Genomic DNA, 17,045 nt, shown 5'->3' with positions numbered 1-17,045 from the left:
GTCAGCTCTTTTTCGATTTCGCGGGCGCTTTCGCCTTCGTTGTCTTCGGCTTGGCCGCCGTCTTGGTGGTCTTGGTTTCGGCGGCCGCCGCCTTCGGCTTGGCCTTCGCCTTGGCCGGTTTTCCAGCAGGCGCTTTGCCGGCCTTCTCGGTGATCAGCGCAAGCGCCTCCTCGACGGTGATTGCCTGCGGATCCTTGCCCTTCGGCAGGGTGGCGTTGACCTTGCCCCAGTTGACGTAAGGCCCGTACTTGCCGTCGCGAACGGTGATGGCGCCGCCATCGGGATGATCGCCGAGCGTCTTCAGCGCCGCCGGCGTGCCGCGGGCACCCCGGCCTGGCGCCTTGTTCGCCTTTTCGGCGATGACAGTCACGGCGCGGTTGAGGCCAACCGAGAACACGTCCTCGACGGTTTCCAGATTGGCATAGGACCCGTCATGCAGCAGGAAAGGCCCATAGCGGCCGATGCCTGACGAAATCATCTTGCCCGATTCCGGATGTTTGCCGATATCGCGCGGCAGCGAGATCAAAGCCATCGCCTTCTCGTAGTCGATCTCCTCAGGCTTCCAGCCCTTCGGCAGCGAGGCGCGTTTGGCTTCCTTGCCGTCGCCGCGCTGGATATAGGGGCCGAAACGGCCGGAACGCAGCGTCAGTTCCTCGCCGGTCGTCGGATCGGTGCCGAGGTTCTTCGGTTCGTTGAGCGCGGCACCATCCGCTTCACCGCCGTTTTCGGAGGAGAGCTGGCGGGTGTAATTGCACTCAGGATAGTTCGAGCAGCCGACGAAGGCGCCGTATTTGCCGAGCTTCAGCGACAGGTTGCCGGTGCCGCAAACCTGACAGATCCGGGGATCGCTGCCATCCTCCCGCTTCGGGAAGACCAGCGGCGCCAGCGCCTCGTTCAGCGAATCGAGCACATTGGTGACGCGCAGTTCCTTGGTGTCTTCGATCTGGGCGAAGAAATCCTTCCAGAAGTCGCGCAGCACCTGCTTCCAGTTCAGCTCGCCGGCGGAAATCCGGTCGAGCTTTTCCTCGAGATCGGCAGTGAAATCGTATTCGACATATTTGGTGAAGAAGCTTTCGAGGAAAGCCGTCACCAGCCGGCCCTTGGCCTGCGGGATCAACTTGCGCTTGTCGATCGTCACATAGTCGCGGTCGCGCAGCGTCGCCAGCGTCGCCGCATAGGTGGAGGGGCGGCCGATGCCGAGCTCTTCCATCTTCTTGATCAGCGAGGCTTCCGAGTAGCGCGGCGGCGGCTCGGTGAAATGCTGCGTCGAATTGATCTTCTGCTTGGCGAGCGTCTCGCGCGCATTGATCTCCGGCAGGCGGCCATCCTCGTCGCCGTCGTCGCTCTGCTCGCCGTCTTCCTTCTGATCGGTATAGGCGGCGATGAAGCCGTCGAAGCGAATGACCGAGCCGACGGCGCGCAGGCCGGCTTTCTCGCCCTTGTTGTCGGCGGTGATTTCAGCCGTCGTGCGCTCGATTTCGGCCGAGGCCATCTGGCTGGCGATGCCGCGCTTCCAGATCAGGTCGTAGAGCCGGATCTGGTCGGCATCGAGGAATTGGCGCACGCGGTCGGGCGAGCGGTAGAAATCGGTCGGGCGGATCGCCTCGTGCGCTTCCTGGGCGTTCTTGGCCTTGGTGGAATAGAAGCGCGCCTTTTCAGGCATGTAACGCTCGCCGAACTGATCGACGATGGCGCGGCGCGCGGCTTCGATCGCCTCGGGCGCCATCTGCACGCCGTCGGTTCGCATATAGGTGATGAGACCGACGGTCTCGCCGCCGATATCGACGCCTTCATAAAGCTTCTGGGCGATCTGCATGGTACGCGAGGCGGAGAAGCCGAGATTGGAGGAGGCGGCTTGCTGCAGGGTCGAGGTCGTAAAGGGCGGTCCCGGGTTGCGCTTGACCGGTTTGGCCTCGACCGTGTCGACGACATAGCTCGCGCCTTCCAGCAGCGCCTTCAGCCGGCCCGCATCCTCGCCGTTGCCGATCGCGCGCGGCTGCAGCCGTTTGCCGTTTGCCGAAACTAGCCTTGCCTCGAACTCGTCGCCGCGCGGCGTCTTCAGCAGCGCCGAGAGGTTCCAGTATTCTTCCGAAATGAAGCGCTCGATTTCGGATTCGCGGTCGCAGACCAGGCGAAGCGCCACAGACTGGACGCGGCCGGCAGAGCGCGCGCCGGGCAGCTTGCGCCAGAGGACCGGCGACAGATTGAAGCCGACGAGATAGTCGAGCGCGCGGCGGGCGAGATAGGCGTCGACCAGCGGCACGTCGATGTCGCGCGGATCGGCCATCGCGTCGAGCACCGCTTTCTTGGTGATCGCGTTGAAGACGACGCGCTTGACCGGCTTGCCGTTCAGCACCCGCTTCTTGTTGAGCATGTCGAGGACGTGCCAGGAAATCGCTTCGCCTTCGCGATCCGGGTCGGTCGCGAGAAACAGGCTGTCGGAGGATTTCACCGCGTCGGCGATGTCCTTCATCCGCTTGGCCGAGGCCCCGTCGACCTCCCAAAGCATTTCGAAATCCTGATCGGGGAGGACCGAGCCATCCTTGGCAGGCAGATCGCGCACATGGCCGAAGGAGGCGAGCACCTTGTATCCCGAACCCAGATACTTGTTGATCGTCTTGGCCTTGGCAGGCGATTCCACCACTACAACATTCATGATGATTCTCTAAAAAAGGAAACGACGCCGGCGTTGAAGCCAGCGCAACACACACCGCAACATGGATACCGGCCCTCCGACATGGACAGGGAAATCGCTGCGGTCAAGGGGTTTGCTACAATTTTACGTCTTGCAGCCGCTGCAAAACGGCCCGCTCGTATCGTGCAGGCCTCAGTCGGAAAGCGAGATGAGACCGCCCTGATGCCGGTGCAGCCTGCCTGCGATGTCGAGCTCCAGCAAGATGAGATAGACCGCCGATGCCGAGAGGCCGGTGTGGCGGATAATATCTTCGATCTCCACCGGCGTCGGCCCGAGCGCATCGATGATGCGGTTGCGATCCGTATCGCCGGGCGGCATCGTCATTGCCCCGCCGTCACGCGGCGGTTCCTCCGCCATCGACGAGGGGAACAGCTCGAATTGCGCCAGCGGCGCCAAGGCTTCGATGACATCGGCGGGTGTGGTGACGATCGAAGCCCCGTCTTTCAGCAGGCCGTTGGTGCCATGGCAGCGCGGATCGAGGGGTGAGCCGGGCACGGCAAACACCAGCCGGCCGAATTCGCCGGCAAGCCGTGCGGTGATCAGCGATCCCGAGCGCGTTGCCGCTTCGACGACCACGAGGCCGAGCGCGATGCCGGCGATCAGCCGGTTGCGGCGCGGGAAGTCACGGGCGCGGGGTTCCCAGCCGAAAGGCATCTCGCTGACCGCCAGGCCGTTGCCGCCGGTGATCTCCTCGAGCAGGCCGATATTCTCCGGCGGGTAGGGCTGGTCGAGACCGCCGGCAAGGGCCGCGATCGTGCCCGTCTCCAGGCTTGCCCGGTGCGCCGCGGTATCGATGCCGCGCGCGAGACCCGAGACGACGGTATAACCGGCGCGGCCGCAGTCGCGCGCCACCATCGCGGCGAATTTGGCGCCGGCGATCGAGGCGTTGCGAGAGCCGACGATGCCGACGGCCGGCCGTTTGGCGGCGGCAAGCGCGCCCTTGACGGCCAAGAGCGGCGGCGCGCCGTCGATCTGTTTCAGCGCCTGCGGATAGTCCGGCTCGCCGATGCCGACGAAGCGGGCGCCGAAGCGATGCGCCGCTTCCAGCTCCCGATGCGCTTCGGCCTCGCTGGCGATGCGGATTGCCCGCGTGGCGCCGCCGCGCGCCGAAAGCTCGGGCAGCGCCGCAAGCGCTGCCTCGGCCGAACCGAAATGATTGATGAGGTCGCGAAAGGTCGCCGGGCCGATATTGTCGGAACGGATGAGGCGCAGCCAGGCAATTCTCTGCCGTTCGCTCAGCACAGTGCCTTTTGGTCCCGCGCTCAGCGCATCCATTATCCCTTCGCCCCGATCTTGCTTTCCGTCCCGCCCATCAGCCGGGAAATATTCGCCCTGTGCTTCCAGTAGGAAATCAGCGTCATGATCGCCATGACGGCCGCAACCTTTTCATTGCCCAGTATCCACAGTGCAACCGGAATGACAAGCATGGCCACCAGCGCCGACAGCGAGGAGTAGCGGGTGGTGAAGGCGACGGCCAGCCAGATGACGGCAAACAGCACGACCATGATCGGCGCGACGCCGAGCAGGGTGCCGATGTAGGTGGCGACGCCCTTGCCCCCCTTGAAGCCGATCCAGACCGGGAAGAGGTGGCCGATGAAAGCGAAGAAGCCGGCGATGATCGCAGCCTCCTCACCGAGGAAATAGCCAACGACCCAGGCCGCAGCCGATGCCTTCAGCGCATCGAGCAGCAGCGTCGCCGCGGCAAGCTTGCGGTTTCCGGTTCTTAAGACGTTGGTCGCGCCGATATTGCCGGAGCCGATGCTGCGCACGTCGCCGAGGCCGGCGGCGCGCGTCAGGATCAGGCCGAAAGGAATGGAGCCGAAGAGATAGCCGATGACGGCGGCGGCAAGCGCGACCGGCAGCGTGATCTGCCATGACATGAGATTGGATAACATATGCCGCCTCAGCCCTCCGTAGCCTATCCCCAATACGCCGTTTCTGAAGTACGCGGTTTCTTAAAGTGCGTGGACAAGCTTTCCCGAGACATATGTCGCGACGGCCCGCCCGCTGAAGCGCGCATCTTCGAACGGCGTGTTCTTCGAGCGGGAGAGAAGCATGTCTTTGGCGACAAGCCAAGGCTCATCGAGATCGATCAGTGCGATATCGGCCGCAGCTCCCGGCTTCAGCGTGCCGGCGGCGAGGCCGAAAATCTCGGCCGGGCGGGTGGACATGGCGTCGATCAGGCGCATCAGGCTCACTTGGCCGCCATGGTGAAGCCTGAGCGCTGCCGCCAGCATGGTTTCGAGGCCGACCGCACCGTCCGCCGCTTCGCCGAAGGGCAGGCGCTTGGTATCGACGTCCTGCGGGTCGTGCGAGGAGACGATGATATCGATCGCGCCGCTTGCCAGCGCCTCGACCATCGCCACCCGGTCGTCTTCGGGGCGCAGCGGCGGATAGAGTTTGAAGAAGCTGCGGTATTCGCCGATGTCGTTTTCGTTGAGCGCCAGATTGTTGATCGAGATGCCCGAGGTCACCTTGGCGCCGCGGCCGCGGGCGCGTTCGATCGCCTCGACCGATTGCGGCACCGAGATCATCGCGGCATGATAACGCCCGCGTGTCAGCTCTGCGATCCTGAGATCGCGTTCTAGCGGGATCAGCTCGGCTTCCCTTGGAATGCCGGAGAGCCCGAGCCAGCTGGCGAAAAGCCCCTCATGCATGACGCCGTTGGCGCCGAGATATTTGTCGCGGGTTTCGCAGCAGATGACGGCGCCGAACTCGCGCGCATAGGTCATGATCCGGCGCAGCACCTGGGTGTCGTGGACGCTGGAATGGGCATCGGTGAAGGCGACGGCGCCTGCCTGCATCAGCAGGCCGATCTCGGTCATCTCCTCGCCGGCAAGACCCTTGGTGAGGGCGGCGGCCGGATAGACGTTGACGGCGGCGGTATCGCGCGCCGTCTTCTTGACGAATTCGACGAGCGCGATGTCGTCGATAACAGGATCGGTGTCCGGCATCATGATGATCGAGGTGACGCCGCCGGCTGCCGCTGCCCGGCTTGCCGAGGCGATCGTCTCGCGGTGCTCGCCGCCGGGTTCGCCGATATGGACGCGCGCATCGACAAGGCCCGGTGTGGCGACAAGGCCGGTGCAGTCGCGGATATCGGCACCCTCGGGCGCGCCTTGGTTCTGGGCGGCGCTGCCGGCGGCCAGGATCACGCCACCTTCGGCGATGATCGTGCCCACCTCGTCGAGATTGCGCGAGGGATCGACGATGCGGACGTTCTGGAGGACGATCGGGTTGCTCATGCCTTCAATCCATCGGTTCGGGGACCCTGGTTCTGCGAGACGAGCAGCGTCTCCATCACCGCCATGCGCACGGCGACCCCCATTTCCACCTGTTCGGCGATTACGCTCTGCGGACCGTCGGCCACCTCGGAGGCGATCTCGACGCCGCGGTTCATCGGGCCGGGATGCATGACCAGCGCATCCTCCTTCGCCGCTTTCAGCGTTTCGGCGTCGAGCCCGTAAAAATGATAGTATTCGCGCACCGACGGCACGAAGGCGCCGGACATGCGCTCGCGCTGCAGCCGCAGCATCATCACCACGTCGGCGTCCTTCAGCCCTTCCTTCATCGAATGGAAGACCTCGACGCCCATATCGGCGATGCCGGCGGGGAGGAGCGTGGCGGGCGCGACGACGCGCACGCGCGCACCCATCGCATTGAGCAGCAGGATATTGGAGCGCGCCACACGCGAATGCAGCACGTCGCCGCAGATCGCCACGATGATGCGCGAGAGCTTGCCCTTGGCGCGGCGGATCGTCAGCGCGTCGAGCAGCGCCTGGGTCGGATGTTCGTGCTGCCCGTCGCCGGCATTGACGACCGAGCAGGAGACTTTCTGGGCGAGAAGGGCGGCCGCCCCCGCGCTCGAATGGCGGATGACCAGCACGTCGGGGCGCATCGCATTCAGCGTCATTGCCGTATCGATCAGCGTTTCGCCCTTCTTCACCGAGGAATTGCCGACCGACATGTTCATCACGTCGGCGCCGAGCCGCTTGCCGGCAAGCTCGAAGGAGGCCTGCGTGCGGGTCGATGCCTCGAAGAACAGGTTGATCTGTGTCAGTCCGCGCAGCGTCGACGTCTTCTTCTCGCGCTGGCGGCTGATCTTGACGGCTTCGTCGGCCTTGTCGAGCAGATAGGTGATATCCTGCTCGGTGAGGCCCTTGATGCCGATGAGGTGGCGGTGGGGGAAAAAGACCATGACCCTGCCTCTTGCTGTCTCTGGCGGGTCTATAAAGAGTGCGGCCCGCCGGGGCAAGCATGCGCTGTGGGCAAAGGCTTATGTCCCCATGCATTTTCGCCGGAATTCCGATAGAGCAGAATGAACCGAATCATAACTTCCGGTTTCCCTTTGCCGGGTTCTTACACTAGAAGCGAATTATGACCTCCGCCAACCGGACTGACGAAAAACTCGCAGAACTCAACCAGCCGAGCCTGTGGTCCGGCATCAACGCCTATCGGTCCGATCCGCTGATCGTCGATCTGACGGCGGCCCTGCCGCGCGGCATCCGCGAAGACCTGGAAAACATGGGCCGCTACGTCACCTCGCCGGAGGCGCAGGAGTTGGCGCGCATGGCGAACCAGGGCACGCCACAGCTGCGCACCCATGGTCCGCGCGGTGAGCGCCTCGATGTCGTCGAATTCCACCCCGCCTGGCATGCGCTGATGCGCCGCTCCATGTCGGTCGGCCTGCATTCTTCCGTCTGGGATCCGCAGGCCGATGCCGATGCGAAGGATGAAGCCCACAAGGTTCGCGCCGCCCGCTTCTATCTGACGGCGCAGCTGGAATCCGGCCATCTCTGCCCGCTGACGATGACCAGCGCCTCGGTTGCTGCGCTTTCGGCTTCGCCCGCGGTGCAGAAGGACTGGGCGCCGAAGATCCTCTCGCGCAAATATGATTCGTCGAACAAGCCGGCCATGCAGAAATCCGCCGTCACCATCGGCATGGGTATGACGGAAAAGCAGGGCGGCACGGATGTCAGGGCCAACCGCAGCGCTGGCGAAAAGGTCAGCGAAGGTATCTACCGGCTCTCCGGCCACAAATGGTTCATGTCCGCGCCGATGAGCGATGCCTTCATCATGCTGGCGCAGACGAAGGAGGGCATGGGCTGCTTCCTGGTGCCGCGCCTGCTGGAGGATGGCTCCGCCAACGGCTTGCAGTTTCAGCGGCTGAAGGACAAGGTCGGCAACCGCTCCAACGCCTCTGCCGAAGTCGAATTCTCAGACACCTTCGGCTTCCTGCTCGGCGGCTCCGACGCCGGCATCCGCACCATTCTCGACATGGTGACGCTGACGCGGCTCGACTGCGCGCTGGCCTCATCAGGCATGATGCGTGCCTCGCTGGCCGAGGCCGTGCACCACACCCGCGGCCGCAGCGTCTTCGGCAAGATGCTCGTCAACCAGCCGATCATGACGCGCGTGCTGGCCGACATGGCGCTCGATGTCGCCGCCGCCACCGCTCTCTCCTTCCGCCTTGCCGACGCCTTCGACAAGGCGCGCGGCAATGCCGAGCAGGCGGCCTATGCCCGCGTCATGACGCCGGTCGCCAAATACTGGTGCTGCAAGATCGCGCCGGCGCTGATCTATGAGGCGATGGAATGCATCGGCGGCAACGGTTATATCGAAGAACGCCCGATCGCCCGCCATTACCGCGAAGCGCCGGTCAACGCCATCTGGGAAGGTTCCGGCAACGTCATGGCGCTCGACGTGCTGCGCGTGCTCAACCGCGGCAAGGATCTGTTCGAAACGGTTTTCGCAGGCCTTGCCCGCGATCTCGGCCCGGCCGGCAAGAAGACGATCGACGTGCTGCGCGCCGCAATCGCCCTCTGCGAACAGGATGAGGGGGCCGCACGCCTGCTCGTCGAGCAGCTGGCGCTTGCCGCAGGTGCTGCCGAACTCTATCGGCTGGGCGCTGGGCGCATTGCCGATGCCTTCATTGAGACGCGCCTTGCCGGCGGCTGGCGCTCCACCTACGGCATGCTCGATTCCCGCTTCGACGCCAGCTACATCGTCGACCTGCTCTATCCCCCGGCCGCCTGACCGCAGGCGGGATATTGTGTTCGTCTCCTGTCGATCCGAGCGATAGCGAAGCGCTGTACCCATGGCTGCCCCTCACCCTAACCCTCTCCCCGTAAACGGGGCGAGGGGACGTGCCCTGCGAGAGGTCGGTAGGGAACGGAGAGGTCGCGGCTATCCTCCTTCGCCCCGTTTACGGGGAGAAGGTGCCGGCAGGCGGATGAGGGGCCGGCATCGGCGATCGCCCGGACCGGGCTGACCGCACTTATCCCGCGCAGATGCACCGATCCAAATTCGAACTGTCAACGACGATCACCGTCTGCCGTCCGGCTGGTCGCAACGTATCTCCTCCAGGTCGCCTTCCCAGCCTGTCCCCGCGAGATCTGCGATCGCATTTTTCCGGCGGTGCCTCTCGATGAGGAGTCGCAAAGCCTGTTCGACGGCGGCCTCCTTTGTCGCCAATCCCGTGACGATCATTGCTGCGTCGAGCAAGCCGTCATCGATATCGATCATCGTCGGCATGACCACCTCGATTGCACCAATATCGTGAAGGTACACGCCCAGCCCTCCGGGTTCAACTTTGCCCAACCGCCACAAACAAAAAATCCGGCCGCGTCGCCGCGGCCGGATTGATCATTTACGTCCGAAAATCAGCGTTCAAAAGAAGCCACGGCGCTGCCACCAGCCGGCTTTCTTCGGCTTGCCGTCGTCGCTTTCGCCATTTTCGCTGCGGGTGGATTTCACCGTCGGCTCGGAGGAGGTGATGTTGGATTCGCGGTTGGCGCGAACCGGCTTCGTCTCTTCCTGCGCTTCTTCCTGGGCGGGCGTTTCGAGATCGGCGGAGGCCTCGACCAGTTCCGGCTCGGCTTCGGCGACAGGAGCCGCTTCTACCACGGGCTCCTCGACCGGCGCTGCTGCGGCTTTGCGGCGGCCGCGGCCACGGGCGGGCTTGACATCCTCGGTGACGACCGCCGCAGCCTCGACAGCGGCGGCTGCGGCCTGGCTTTCGCCAGCCTGCTCGGCTACCGCTTCGACAGTTTCGGCTTCCCCGGGAGCGCCATCGTTCGAAACGTCGCCTTCGCCCTCTTCAGCGCCATTGTCTTCACCGGCTTCGCCGGCCGTCAGTTCGGAACCATCCTCGGCGCGGTTGCGGCGACCGCCGCGCTTGCCGCGACGGCGGCGCTTGCGGCGCTGCGATTCTTCGCTTTCAGCCAGCGTCTCGGGCGTGCCTTCGGTGTTTTCATCACCTTCGCCGCCCTCGTCGTCGCCGTCTTCATCCTCGTCGCCAGCTTCGCCAGCCGTCGATGCCGGCTGCTCGGCATTGCCGTTGCGACCGCGCCGGCGCCGGCGGCGCTTGCGCTTGCGGTTGCCGTCACCTTCGCCTTCCGAGCGCGCCGCAACGGGGCGCTCGGCGGCGGCCGGCTTTTCCTCGATCTCCTCGTCTTCGTCCTCATCCATTTCGATGACGATGTCGTCGTCGTCATCCTCGGGAATGGCTGCGAAGTTGAAGAGCGTCTCGATCTTGACCGGGTTTTCCACGGCCTCGCCGCGATCGATGGCGAAATGCTGCGCGCCGACCGAACCATCCGCATCGATGACGATAGCGACGCCGAAACGGTTTTCGTAGTCGATAATCGTCTGGCGCTTGTGGTTGAGCAGGTAGAGCGCAATGTCAGGCGTGGTGCGTACGCTGATGTTGTGCGTGGTATTCTTGAGCAGATATTCCTCGATACCGCGCAGGACATGCAGCGCGACGGAGGACTGCGAACGCACATGGCCGCTGCCGCCGCAATGCGAGCAGACCTGCGTCGTCGATTCGAGAACCGAGGCGCGGATACGCTGGCGCGACATTTCGAGCAGGCCGAAATGCGAGATCCGGCCGACCTGGATGCGGGCGCGATCGTTCTTCAGGCATTCCTTCAGCTTCTTCTCGACGGCGCGGTTGTTGCGCTTTTCTTCCATGTCGATGAAGTCGATGACGATCAGGCCGGCAAGGTCGCGCAGGCGAAGCTGGCGGGCGATTTCCTCAGCGGCTTCGAGGTTGGTCTGCAGCGCGGTGTCCTCGATCGAGTGTTCGCGCGTCGAGCGGCCGGAGTTGACGTCGATCGAAACCAGCGCTTCCGTCTGGTTCATGATCAGGTAGCCGCCGGAACGCAGCGTCACCTGCGGCTGCAGCATGCGGTCGAGCTGGGCTTCGATGCCGGAGCGCGAAAAGATCGGGTGGATGTCGCGATAGGGCTGAACCACCTTGGCATGGCTCGGCATCAGCATCTTCATGAAGTCTTTGGCTTCACGATAGCCGTCTTCGCCGGCAACGATGATCTCGCCGATATCCTTGTTATAGAGGTCGCGGATCGAGCGCTTGATCAGCGAGCCTTCCTCATAGACGAGGCAGGGCGCGGTGGACGCCAGCGTCAGCGTGCGCACGTTCTCCCACAGGCGCATCAGATATTCGAAGTCGCGCTTGACCTCGACCTTGGTGCGGTTGGCGCCGGCGGTGCGCAGGATGACGCCCATGCCCTGCGGCACTTCGAGCATGCGCGCGATTTCCTTCAGGCGCTTGCGGTCGGCAGGATTGGTGATCTTGCGGGAAATGCCGCCGCCGCGCGCCGTGTTCGGCATCAGCACGGAATAGCGGCCGGCAAGCGACAGATAGGTGGTTAGCGCCGCGCCCTTGTTGCCGCGCTCTTCCTTGGCGACCTGCACGAGCAGGATCTGGCGGCGCTTGATGACTTCCTGGATGCGGTACTGTTTGCGCGGCTTGCGCTGCACGCGGTCCGGCACTTCTTCCATCGCGTCTTCGGCGCCGACGGATTCGATGACTTCCTCTTCGCCGTGATCGTCATCGTCGTCGTCATCATCGTGGCGACGCTTGCTGGTATCGACGTCCTCGGAGATCGAGTCTGTTTCCACCATGGCGGCCATCGTGCCGCCGGTCGAGCCGTCATCCTCGTTGTCGACGCCCGAAGCGCCTTCGGCCTCGACATCAGTGGGAACGGCGTCCTCGGTCGCCGTCGTCTCGGCAGCCGGCTCGGCTGCCTTCTTGCGGCTGCGGCGCGGTCTGGCCTTCTTGGCCGGCGCTTCCTCAGCGGCCTCGGGCGATGCCGCTGCCTCTACCGCTGCCGGCTCTTCCGTCACGGCAGCCGTTTCCGGCGCCTCAGCCGGAACGATGCCGACATCCGGCTGATCCTGCTTGGAAAGATCGACCATCGGCGCGGTTTCGACATGCTCGACGTCTTCGTCGCGGCGATGCTCCTCGGCTTCGGCCCGAAGCAGCGCCTGACGGTCGGCAAGCGGTATCTGATAATAGTCGGGATGGATTTCGGCGAAGGCCAGGAAGCCGTGCCGGTTGCCGCCGTAGTCGACGAAAGCGGCCTGCAGCGAGGGCTCGACCCTCGTTACCTTTGCCAGATAGATGTTGCCGCGGATCTGCTTCTTGTGCTGGGACTCGAAGTCAAATTCTTCTATGCGGTTCCCGCGAACGACAACGACGCGCGTCTCTTCCTCGTGAGACGCATCGATAAGCATTTTGTCTGCCATGTAAGCTGTGCTCCTCGGCGTGGCCGCGAGAGCGCATTCCCGACTGCTGTTGAAACAGAAGGAATGCGGTCCACTGTAGCCGCGCCGGATAATGAAAGTCGCGCCTGGTGCGAGGGGGAGGGCAGCAGCCAGACCGCAGCCGGAACCGTTTCGGTCCGGGGCCTGTACACTTCAGATAAAACCTGCTGCGAAACCATCAACAACCAAGCGTGATCGACAAATACGAAGACCCGTTCGGGTCCGATGAGTTTGCTCCCTGAGAGCGTGGTGGCTGATCCACCAATGAATTCCGACAATAAGCCGGAAAATCAGGATCCAGTTCTAGGGATGAAGCGCATGAGACGGCGGACGATGACCGGTGTGGCGCCAGGTCCTGATCTGGCTGGCAGCCTTTGCGGCGACTCTATCCCGTCAACACTTTACCCTAAAATTCGTTGTATGTTTTCTGTGTCACAATAGCAAGGGAAAAGCCAAATGTGCCATAATATTGATGGATTTCGTAACGCATAGAAGCTGGGAATAAAGTGGTCGTGATTCGGCTGGCCGCAAAGGGTGTTTCGTCCAAGCGACGTTCGACGCGGCCGCATCGGCTCCATCGGAGCAACAGATAGGGTGTGGCGGGTTATTGTTTAAGAGGGCTCGGATCGCGGCGAATTCCGCAGTGCGGCGATCGACATTCGCAAGAGGGGTTCTGACGGCGCTTCTGGCCGTCAGTCTGCTGCCGGCCGTTGCTGGTTCCGTCGAGGCCGGCGATCCGTTGCTTGCCTATGGCGCGCGCATCGTCGGCGACGATGCAAGGACACGTATCGTCATCGATTTCGATCACGAACCGCGTTTCTCCGTCCACTATATCGCCAATCCGGAACGCATCGTCATCGACCTGCCGGCGACCGCCTTCGGTTTTCCGGCCAAGGATCTCGCCGCCCGCGGCCTCTTCAAGGATATCCGCTACGGCAAGATGGACGAGGAAAGCGCGCGCATCGTGCTCACGACGGCAGGGCCGGTGAAACTGGCGCTCGCCAAGGTGCAGGCCGACGAGGCCGGCAAGGGTCATCGCCTCGTGCTCGATGCCGAGATGATTGACAAGCAGGCCTTCGCCGAACTGGTCAAGACGCAAACCTGGAACGATCGGGCCTGGAACGATCGGAGCGAGGCGGCCCAGACGACGAGCGCCATTCCGGCGGCTGAGAAAGCCGCCCCCGGCGATTTCGTCATCGCCGTCGACGCCGGCCATGGCGGCATCGATACCGGCGCGATCGGCGTCGACACCAAGACCGAGGAAAAGCAGGTGACGCTTGCCTTTGCCAAGGCCCTGACCGAGCGGCTGAACAAGGAGCCGGGCATCAAGGCTTTCCTGACGCGCGAAGACGACGAGTTCCTGTCGCTGTCGCAGCGCGTGCTGATCGCCCGCCAGAACCATGCCGGGCTGTTCATTTCGCTGCATGCCGACACGCTGAAGCAGAAGGATATCCGCGGCGCCACCGTCTACACCATCTCCGACAAGGCGTCCGACAAGCTCGCCGCCGACCTTGCCGAACGCGAAAATCTCTCCGATCAGATCGCCGGCAAGGAAACGGTCGCCGAGCCGCCCGAGGTCGCCGATATCCTGCTCGATCTGACACGGCGCGAGACCCAGGCTTTCTCCATCTCGCTGGCCGAGAGCGTGCTGAATTCCTTCAAGGATCAGGTCGGCACCATCAACAATCCGCACCGTCATGCCGGCTTCCGCGTGCTGCAGGCCCCCGACGTGCCGTCGATCCTTCTCGAACTCGGCTTCCTCTCGAATGCCGAGGACGAGAAACTGCTGCTCGACGAGACCTGGCGCGGCAAAATCGTCGGTCTTTTGACCGAGGCAGTGAAGCGCTACCGCGCCGCCGTCATGGCGAATGGCGGCTGATGCTTGCCGCCCCATAAATCCATAGGGGTTTCGGGTCGGCGCTATCCGTGAAAACAACGACTTAATGCGCCTTGCCTGACTCAAATTCTGAGCAGGACGGCTCGGATGGGCGGCGGGGACGGGCGTTGCTTGGATGTGACAGTCCTGATGAAACGCCGATATAGCGGTGAATGCGGCGGGCAGAGCCCTATTTTCCTCACAATCGCGCCGTTACTCCGGCTTATGTTTCGTAAGCCTGTGGCGCGGAATCGGCTTGTGGCGGTAGCGCTCATGGAGTAAGCCGCGCAACGTGCAAATTGCCTTGATCCGTGCAATCGTTGCGTTCTGCGCCGATTGAAGATCGAAGAGACCGGTAGCTGAAAATATGGTTAGACTTTTTGGATATTTCTTCGGAATGGCCTGCGTCCTGTTTCTGGTCGCGGCGGCGGGTGTTGCCATCTATCTCGCCAACGTCGCGAAGGATCTCCCTGACTATGCCGTTCTGAACAGCTATGCGCCGCCGGTGACCACCCGTGTCCACGCCGGCAACGGTGCACTGATGGCTGAATACGCCAAGGAAAAGCGTCTCTTCCTGCCGATCCAGGCCATCCCCGACCGCGTCAAGGCGGCTTTCCTGTCGGCCGAAGACAAGAATTTCTACAATCACCCGGGCGTCGATCTCACCGGTCTCGGCCGCGCCATCCTCGTCAACCTGCAGAATTTCGGTTCCGGCCGCCGCCCTGTCGGCGCTTCCACCATCACCCAGCAGGTGGCCAAGAACTTCCTTCTGAGCTCCGACCAGACGATCGACCGCAAGATCAAGGAAGCGATCCTGTCCTTCCGCATCGAGCAGGCCTACAGCAAGGACAAGATCCTTGAGCTCTACCTGAACGAGATCTTCTTCGGCCTGAATTCCTACGGCATCGCCGGCGCCGCGCTGACCTATTTCAACAAATCCGTCACCGAACTGACCGTCGCCGAGGCCGCCTATCTGGCATCCTTGCCGAAAGGCCCGGCCAATTATCATCCGTTCCGCCATCCGGAAGCTGCGCTCGAGCGCCGCAACTGGGTAATCGACCGCATGGTCGAGAACGGCTATGTCAGCCAGAGCGACGGCGTGGAAGCCAAGAAGCAGCCGCTCGGCGTCACCGCCCGTACCACCGGCCCCTCGCTCTTTGCTTCGGACTATTTCGCCGAAGCCGTGCGCCGCCAGCTGATCGACCAATATGGCGAGAAGGTCCTCTATGAGGGTGGCCTTTCGGTGCGCACCTCGCTCGATCCGCAGATGCAGCTCGCGGCCCGCAAGGCGCTGCAGGACGGTCTGGTGACCTATGACGAGCGCCGCGGTTTCCACGGCCCGATCAAGCAGATCGATGCCAGCGGCGATTGGGGCAAGGCGCTTGCCGATATTCCGGCACTTGCCGACGTGCCGGAATGGCGGCTTGCCGTCGTGCTTGCCGTTTCCGACAGCAATGTCGATATCGGCCTGCAGCCGGCCAAGGATGGAAGCGGCAAGGTTTCGCCCGATCGTCAACGCGGCACGATCGACGCCAAGAACATGCAATGGGCCTTCCGTTCGGCCGACGCCACCCGCAAGTCCACGAAATCGCCGGTCGGCGCCGTGGCCCCCGGTGACGTCGTCTATGTCGAGAAGCTCGGTGACGAGGCGTCGACCTCCTATCGCCTGCGCCAGCCGCCGAAGGTGCAGGGTGGCCTGGTCGCCATGGATCCGAAGACGGGCCGCGTGCTCGCCATGGTCGGCGGCTTCTCCTATTCGCAGTCCGAATTCAACCGCGCCACCCAGGCGATGCGCCAGCCGGGCTCGTCGTTCAAGCCCTTCGTCTATGCGGCGGCGATGGACAATGGTTATACGCCGGCCTCCGTCATCATGGACGCGCCGATCGAAATCGTCTCGGGCGGCCAGGTCTGGAGGCCGGAAAACTACGGCGGCGAATCTGGCGGCCCGTCGACACTGCGTTCGGGCATCGAGCATTCGCGCAACCTGATGACGGTGCGCCTGGCCAACGATCTCGGCATGAACATCGTCGCCGAATATGCCGAGCGCTTCGGCATCTACGATCACATGCTGCCGGTTCTTTCCATGTCGCTCGGCGCCGGCGACACCACGGTGCTGCGCATGGTCTCGGCCTATTCGGTCATCGCCAACGGCGGCAAGCAGATCAAGCCGACATTGATCGACCGCATTCAGGACCGCTACGGCAAGACGATCTTCAAGCATGAGGAGCGTCTCTGTGAGGGCTGCAATGCCGGCGACTGGCAGAACCAGGAAGAGCCGAATGTCGTCGACAACCGCGAAACTGTTCTCGACCCGATGACCGCCTATCAGATCACCTCGATGATGCAGGGCGTCATTCAGCGCGGCACCGCCGCCGGCAAGATCGATCTCGGCGGCCGCGACGTCGCCGGCAAGACCGGCACCACCAACGACGAGAAGGATGCCTGGTTCGTCGGCTTCACGCCGGATCTGGTCGCCGGCCTCTATATGGGCTTCGATACGCCGGGCCCGCTCGGCCGCGGCGGCACGGGCGGCGGTCTCTCCGCCCCGATCTTCAACGAATTCATGCAGGCCGCCGTCAGGGACACGCCGGAATCGAAGTTCGTCATTCCGCCGGGCATGAACCTGATTTCGATCGACCGCAAGACCGGTATGGCCGCCGTCGACGGCGATCCGAACACCATCATCGAGGCCTTCAAACCAGGCACCGGCCCGGCCGACAGCTTCAACGTCATCGGCATGGACAGCACCATGGCGCCGGAAGAGATCCTGAAGACCTCGCCGCAGGCAAACCAGGCCGTCCAGACCGGCACGCCCGGCCTGTTCTGACCATCGCCGAATTTTGAACGCCCGCCGCGGCTCTTTACATCCGCGGCGGGCGTCTCTATTCACCAGAATCTGAAGAA

The 17,045-nt window shown here is 63.4% G+C and carries 10 protein-coding genes; 3 read left to right on the top strand and 7 right to left on the bottom strand.

The annotated features are described in order from the left end of the window. Nucleotide 1 precedes the first annotated feature (1 nt). From topA to QMO80_RS04685, 5 genes are all read right to left on the bottom strand, one after another. On the bottom strand, nucleotides 2-2,656 hold the full coding sequence (gene topA / locus QMO80_RS04705; RefSeq protein WP_283199069.1) for a type I DNA topoisomerase: 2,655 nt from the start codon (nucleotides 2,654-2,656) through the stop codon (nucleotides 2-4). A 171-nt stretch (nucleotides 2,657-2,827) separates the two neighbouring features. Further along, nucleotides 2,828-3,970 (bottom strand): DNA-processing protein DprA, encoded by a 1,143-nt coding sequence (dprA, locus tag QMO80_RS04700; protein WP_283199068.1) that lies wholly within the window; start codon nucleotides 3,968-3,970, stop codon nucleotides 2,828-2,830. Then, nucleotides 3,970-4,590: a glycerol-3-phosphate 1-O-acyltransferase PlsY gene (gene plsY, locus QMO80_RS04695; RefSeq protein ID WP_283199067.1), complete on the bottom strand. Its 621-nt coding sequence runs from the start codon at nucleotides 4,588-4,590 to the stop codon at nucleotides 3,970-3,972. Before plsY ends, dprA begins: the two co-directional genes overlap by 1 nt. Before the next feature lie 60 nt (nucleotides 4,591-4,650). Then, entirely contained in the window at nucleotides 4,651-5,940 is a 1,290-nt protein-coding gene (locus QMO80_RS04690) for a dihydroorotase (protein WP_283199066.1), read from the bottom strand. Continuing rightward, nucleotides 5,937-6,893, bottom strand: coding sequence for an aspartate carbamoyltransferase catalytic subunit (locus QMO80_RS04685; RefSeq protein ID WP_003587231.1), 957 nt, complete (start codon nucleotides 6,891-6,893; stop codon nucleotides 5,937-5,939). The genes QMO80_RS04690 and QMO80_RS04685 overlap by 4 nt, the downstream gene beginning before the upstream one ends. A gap of 179 nt (nucleotides 6,894-7,072) precedes the next feature. Between QMO80_RS04685 and QMO80_RS04680 the strand changes: the two genes are divergently transcribed. After that, complete coding sequence (locus QMO80_RS04680) at nucleotides 7,073-8,731, top strand: acyl-CoA dehydrogenase family protein (RefSeq protein ID WP_283199065.1); 1,659 nt, start codon at nucleotides 7,073-7,075, stop codon at nucleotides 8,729-8,731. Nucleotides 8,732-9,019: 288 nt separating this feature from the next. Here QMO80_RS04680 and QMO80_RS04675 read toward each other — a convergent pair whose 3' ends face one another. Next, entirely contained in the window at nucleotides 9,020-9,229 is a 210-nt protein-coding gene (locus QMO80_RS04675; RefSeq protein WP_283199064.1) for a type II toxin-antitoxin system VapB family antitoxin, read from the bottom strand. A gap of 135 nt (nucleotides 9,230-9,364) precedes the next feature. Continuing rightward, complete coding sequence (locus QMO80_RS04670) at nucleotides 9,365-12,247, bottom strand: ribonuclease E/G (protein WP_283199063.1); 2,883 nt, start codon at nucleotides 12,245-12,247, stop codon at nucleotides 9,365-9,367. A gap of 625 nt (nucleotides 12,248-12,872) precedes the next feature. Here QMO80_RS04670 and QMO80_RS04665 point away from each other — a divergent pair. Next, nucleotides 12,873-14,144, top strand: a complete 1,272-nt coding sequence (locus QMO80_RS04665) for an N-acetylmuramoyl-L-alanine amidase (protein ID WP_283199062.1) — start codon at nucleotides 12,873-12,875, stop codon at nucleotides 14,142-14,144. A 364-nt stretch (nucleotides 14,145-14,508) separates the two neighbouring features. Beyond that, a complete protein-coding gene (locus QMO80_RS04660) occupies nucleotides 14,509-16,968 on the top strand; it encodes a penicillin-binding protein 1A (RefSeq protein WP_283199061.1) in 2,460 nt (819 codons plus the stop codon). Nucleotides 16,969-17,045 lie beyond the last annotated feature (77 nt).

The organism is Rhizobium sp. BT03 (assembly GCF_030053155.1).
In the GTDB taxonomy this organism is placed as follows: Bacteria; Pseudomonadota; Alphaproteobacteria; order Rhizobiales; family Rhizobiaceae; genus Rhizobium.
This window is presented reverse-complemented; position numbering and strand designations above follow the sequence as displayed.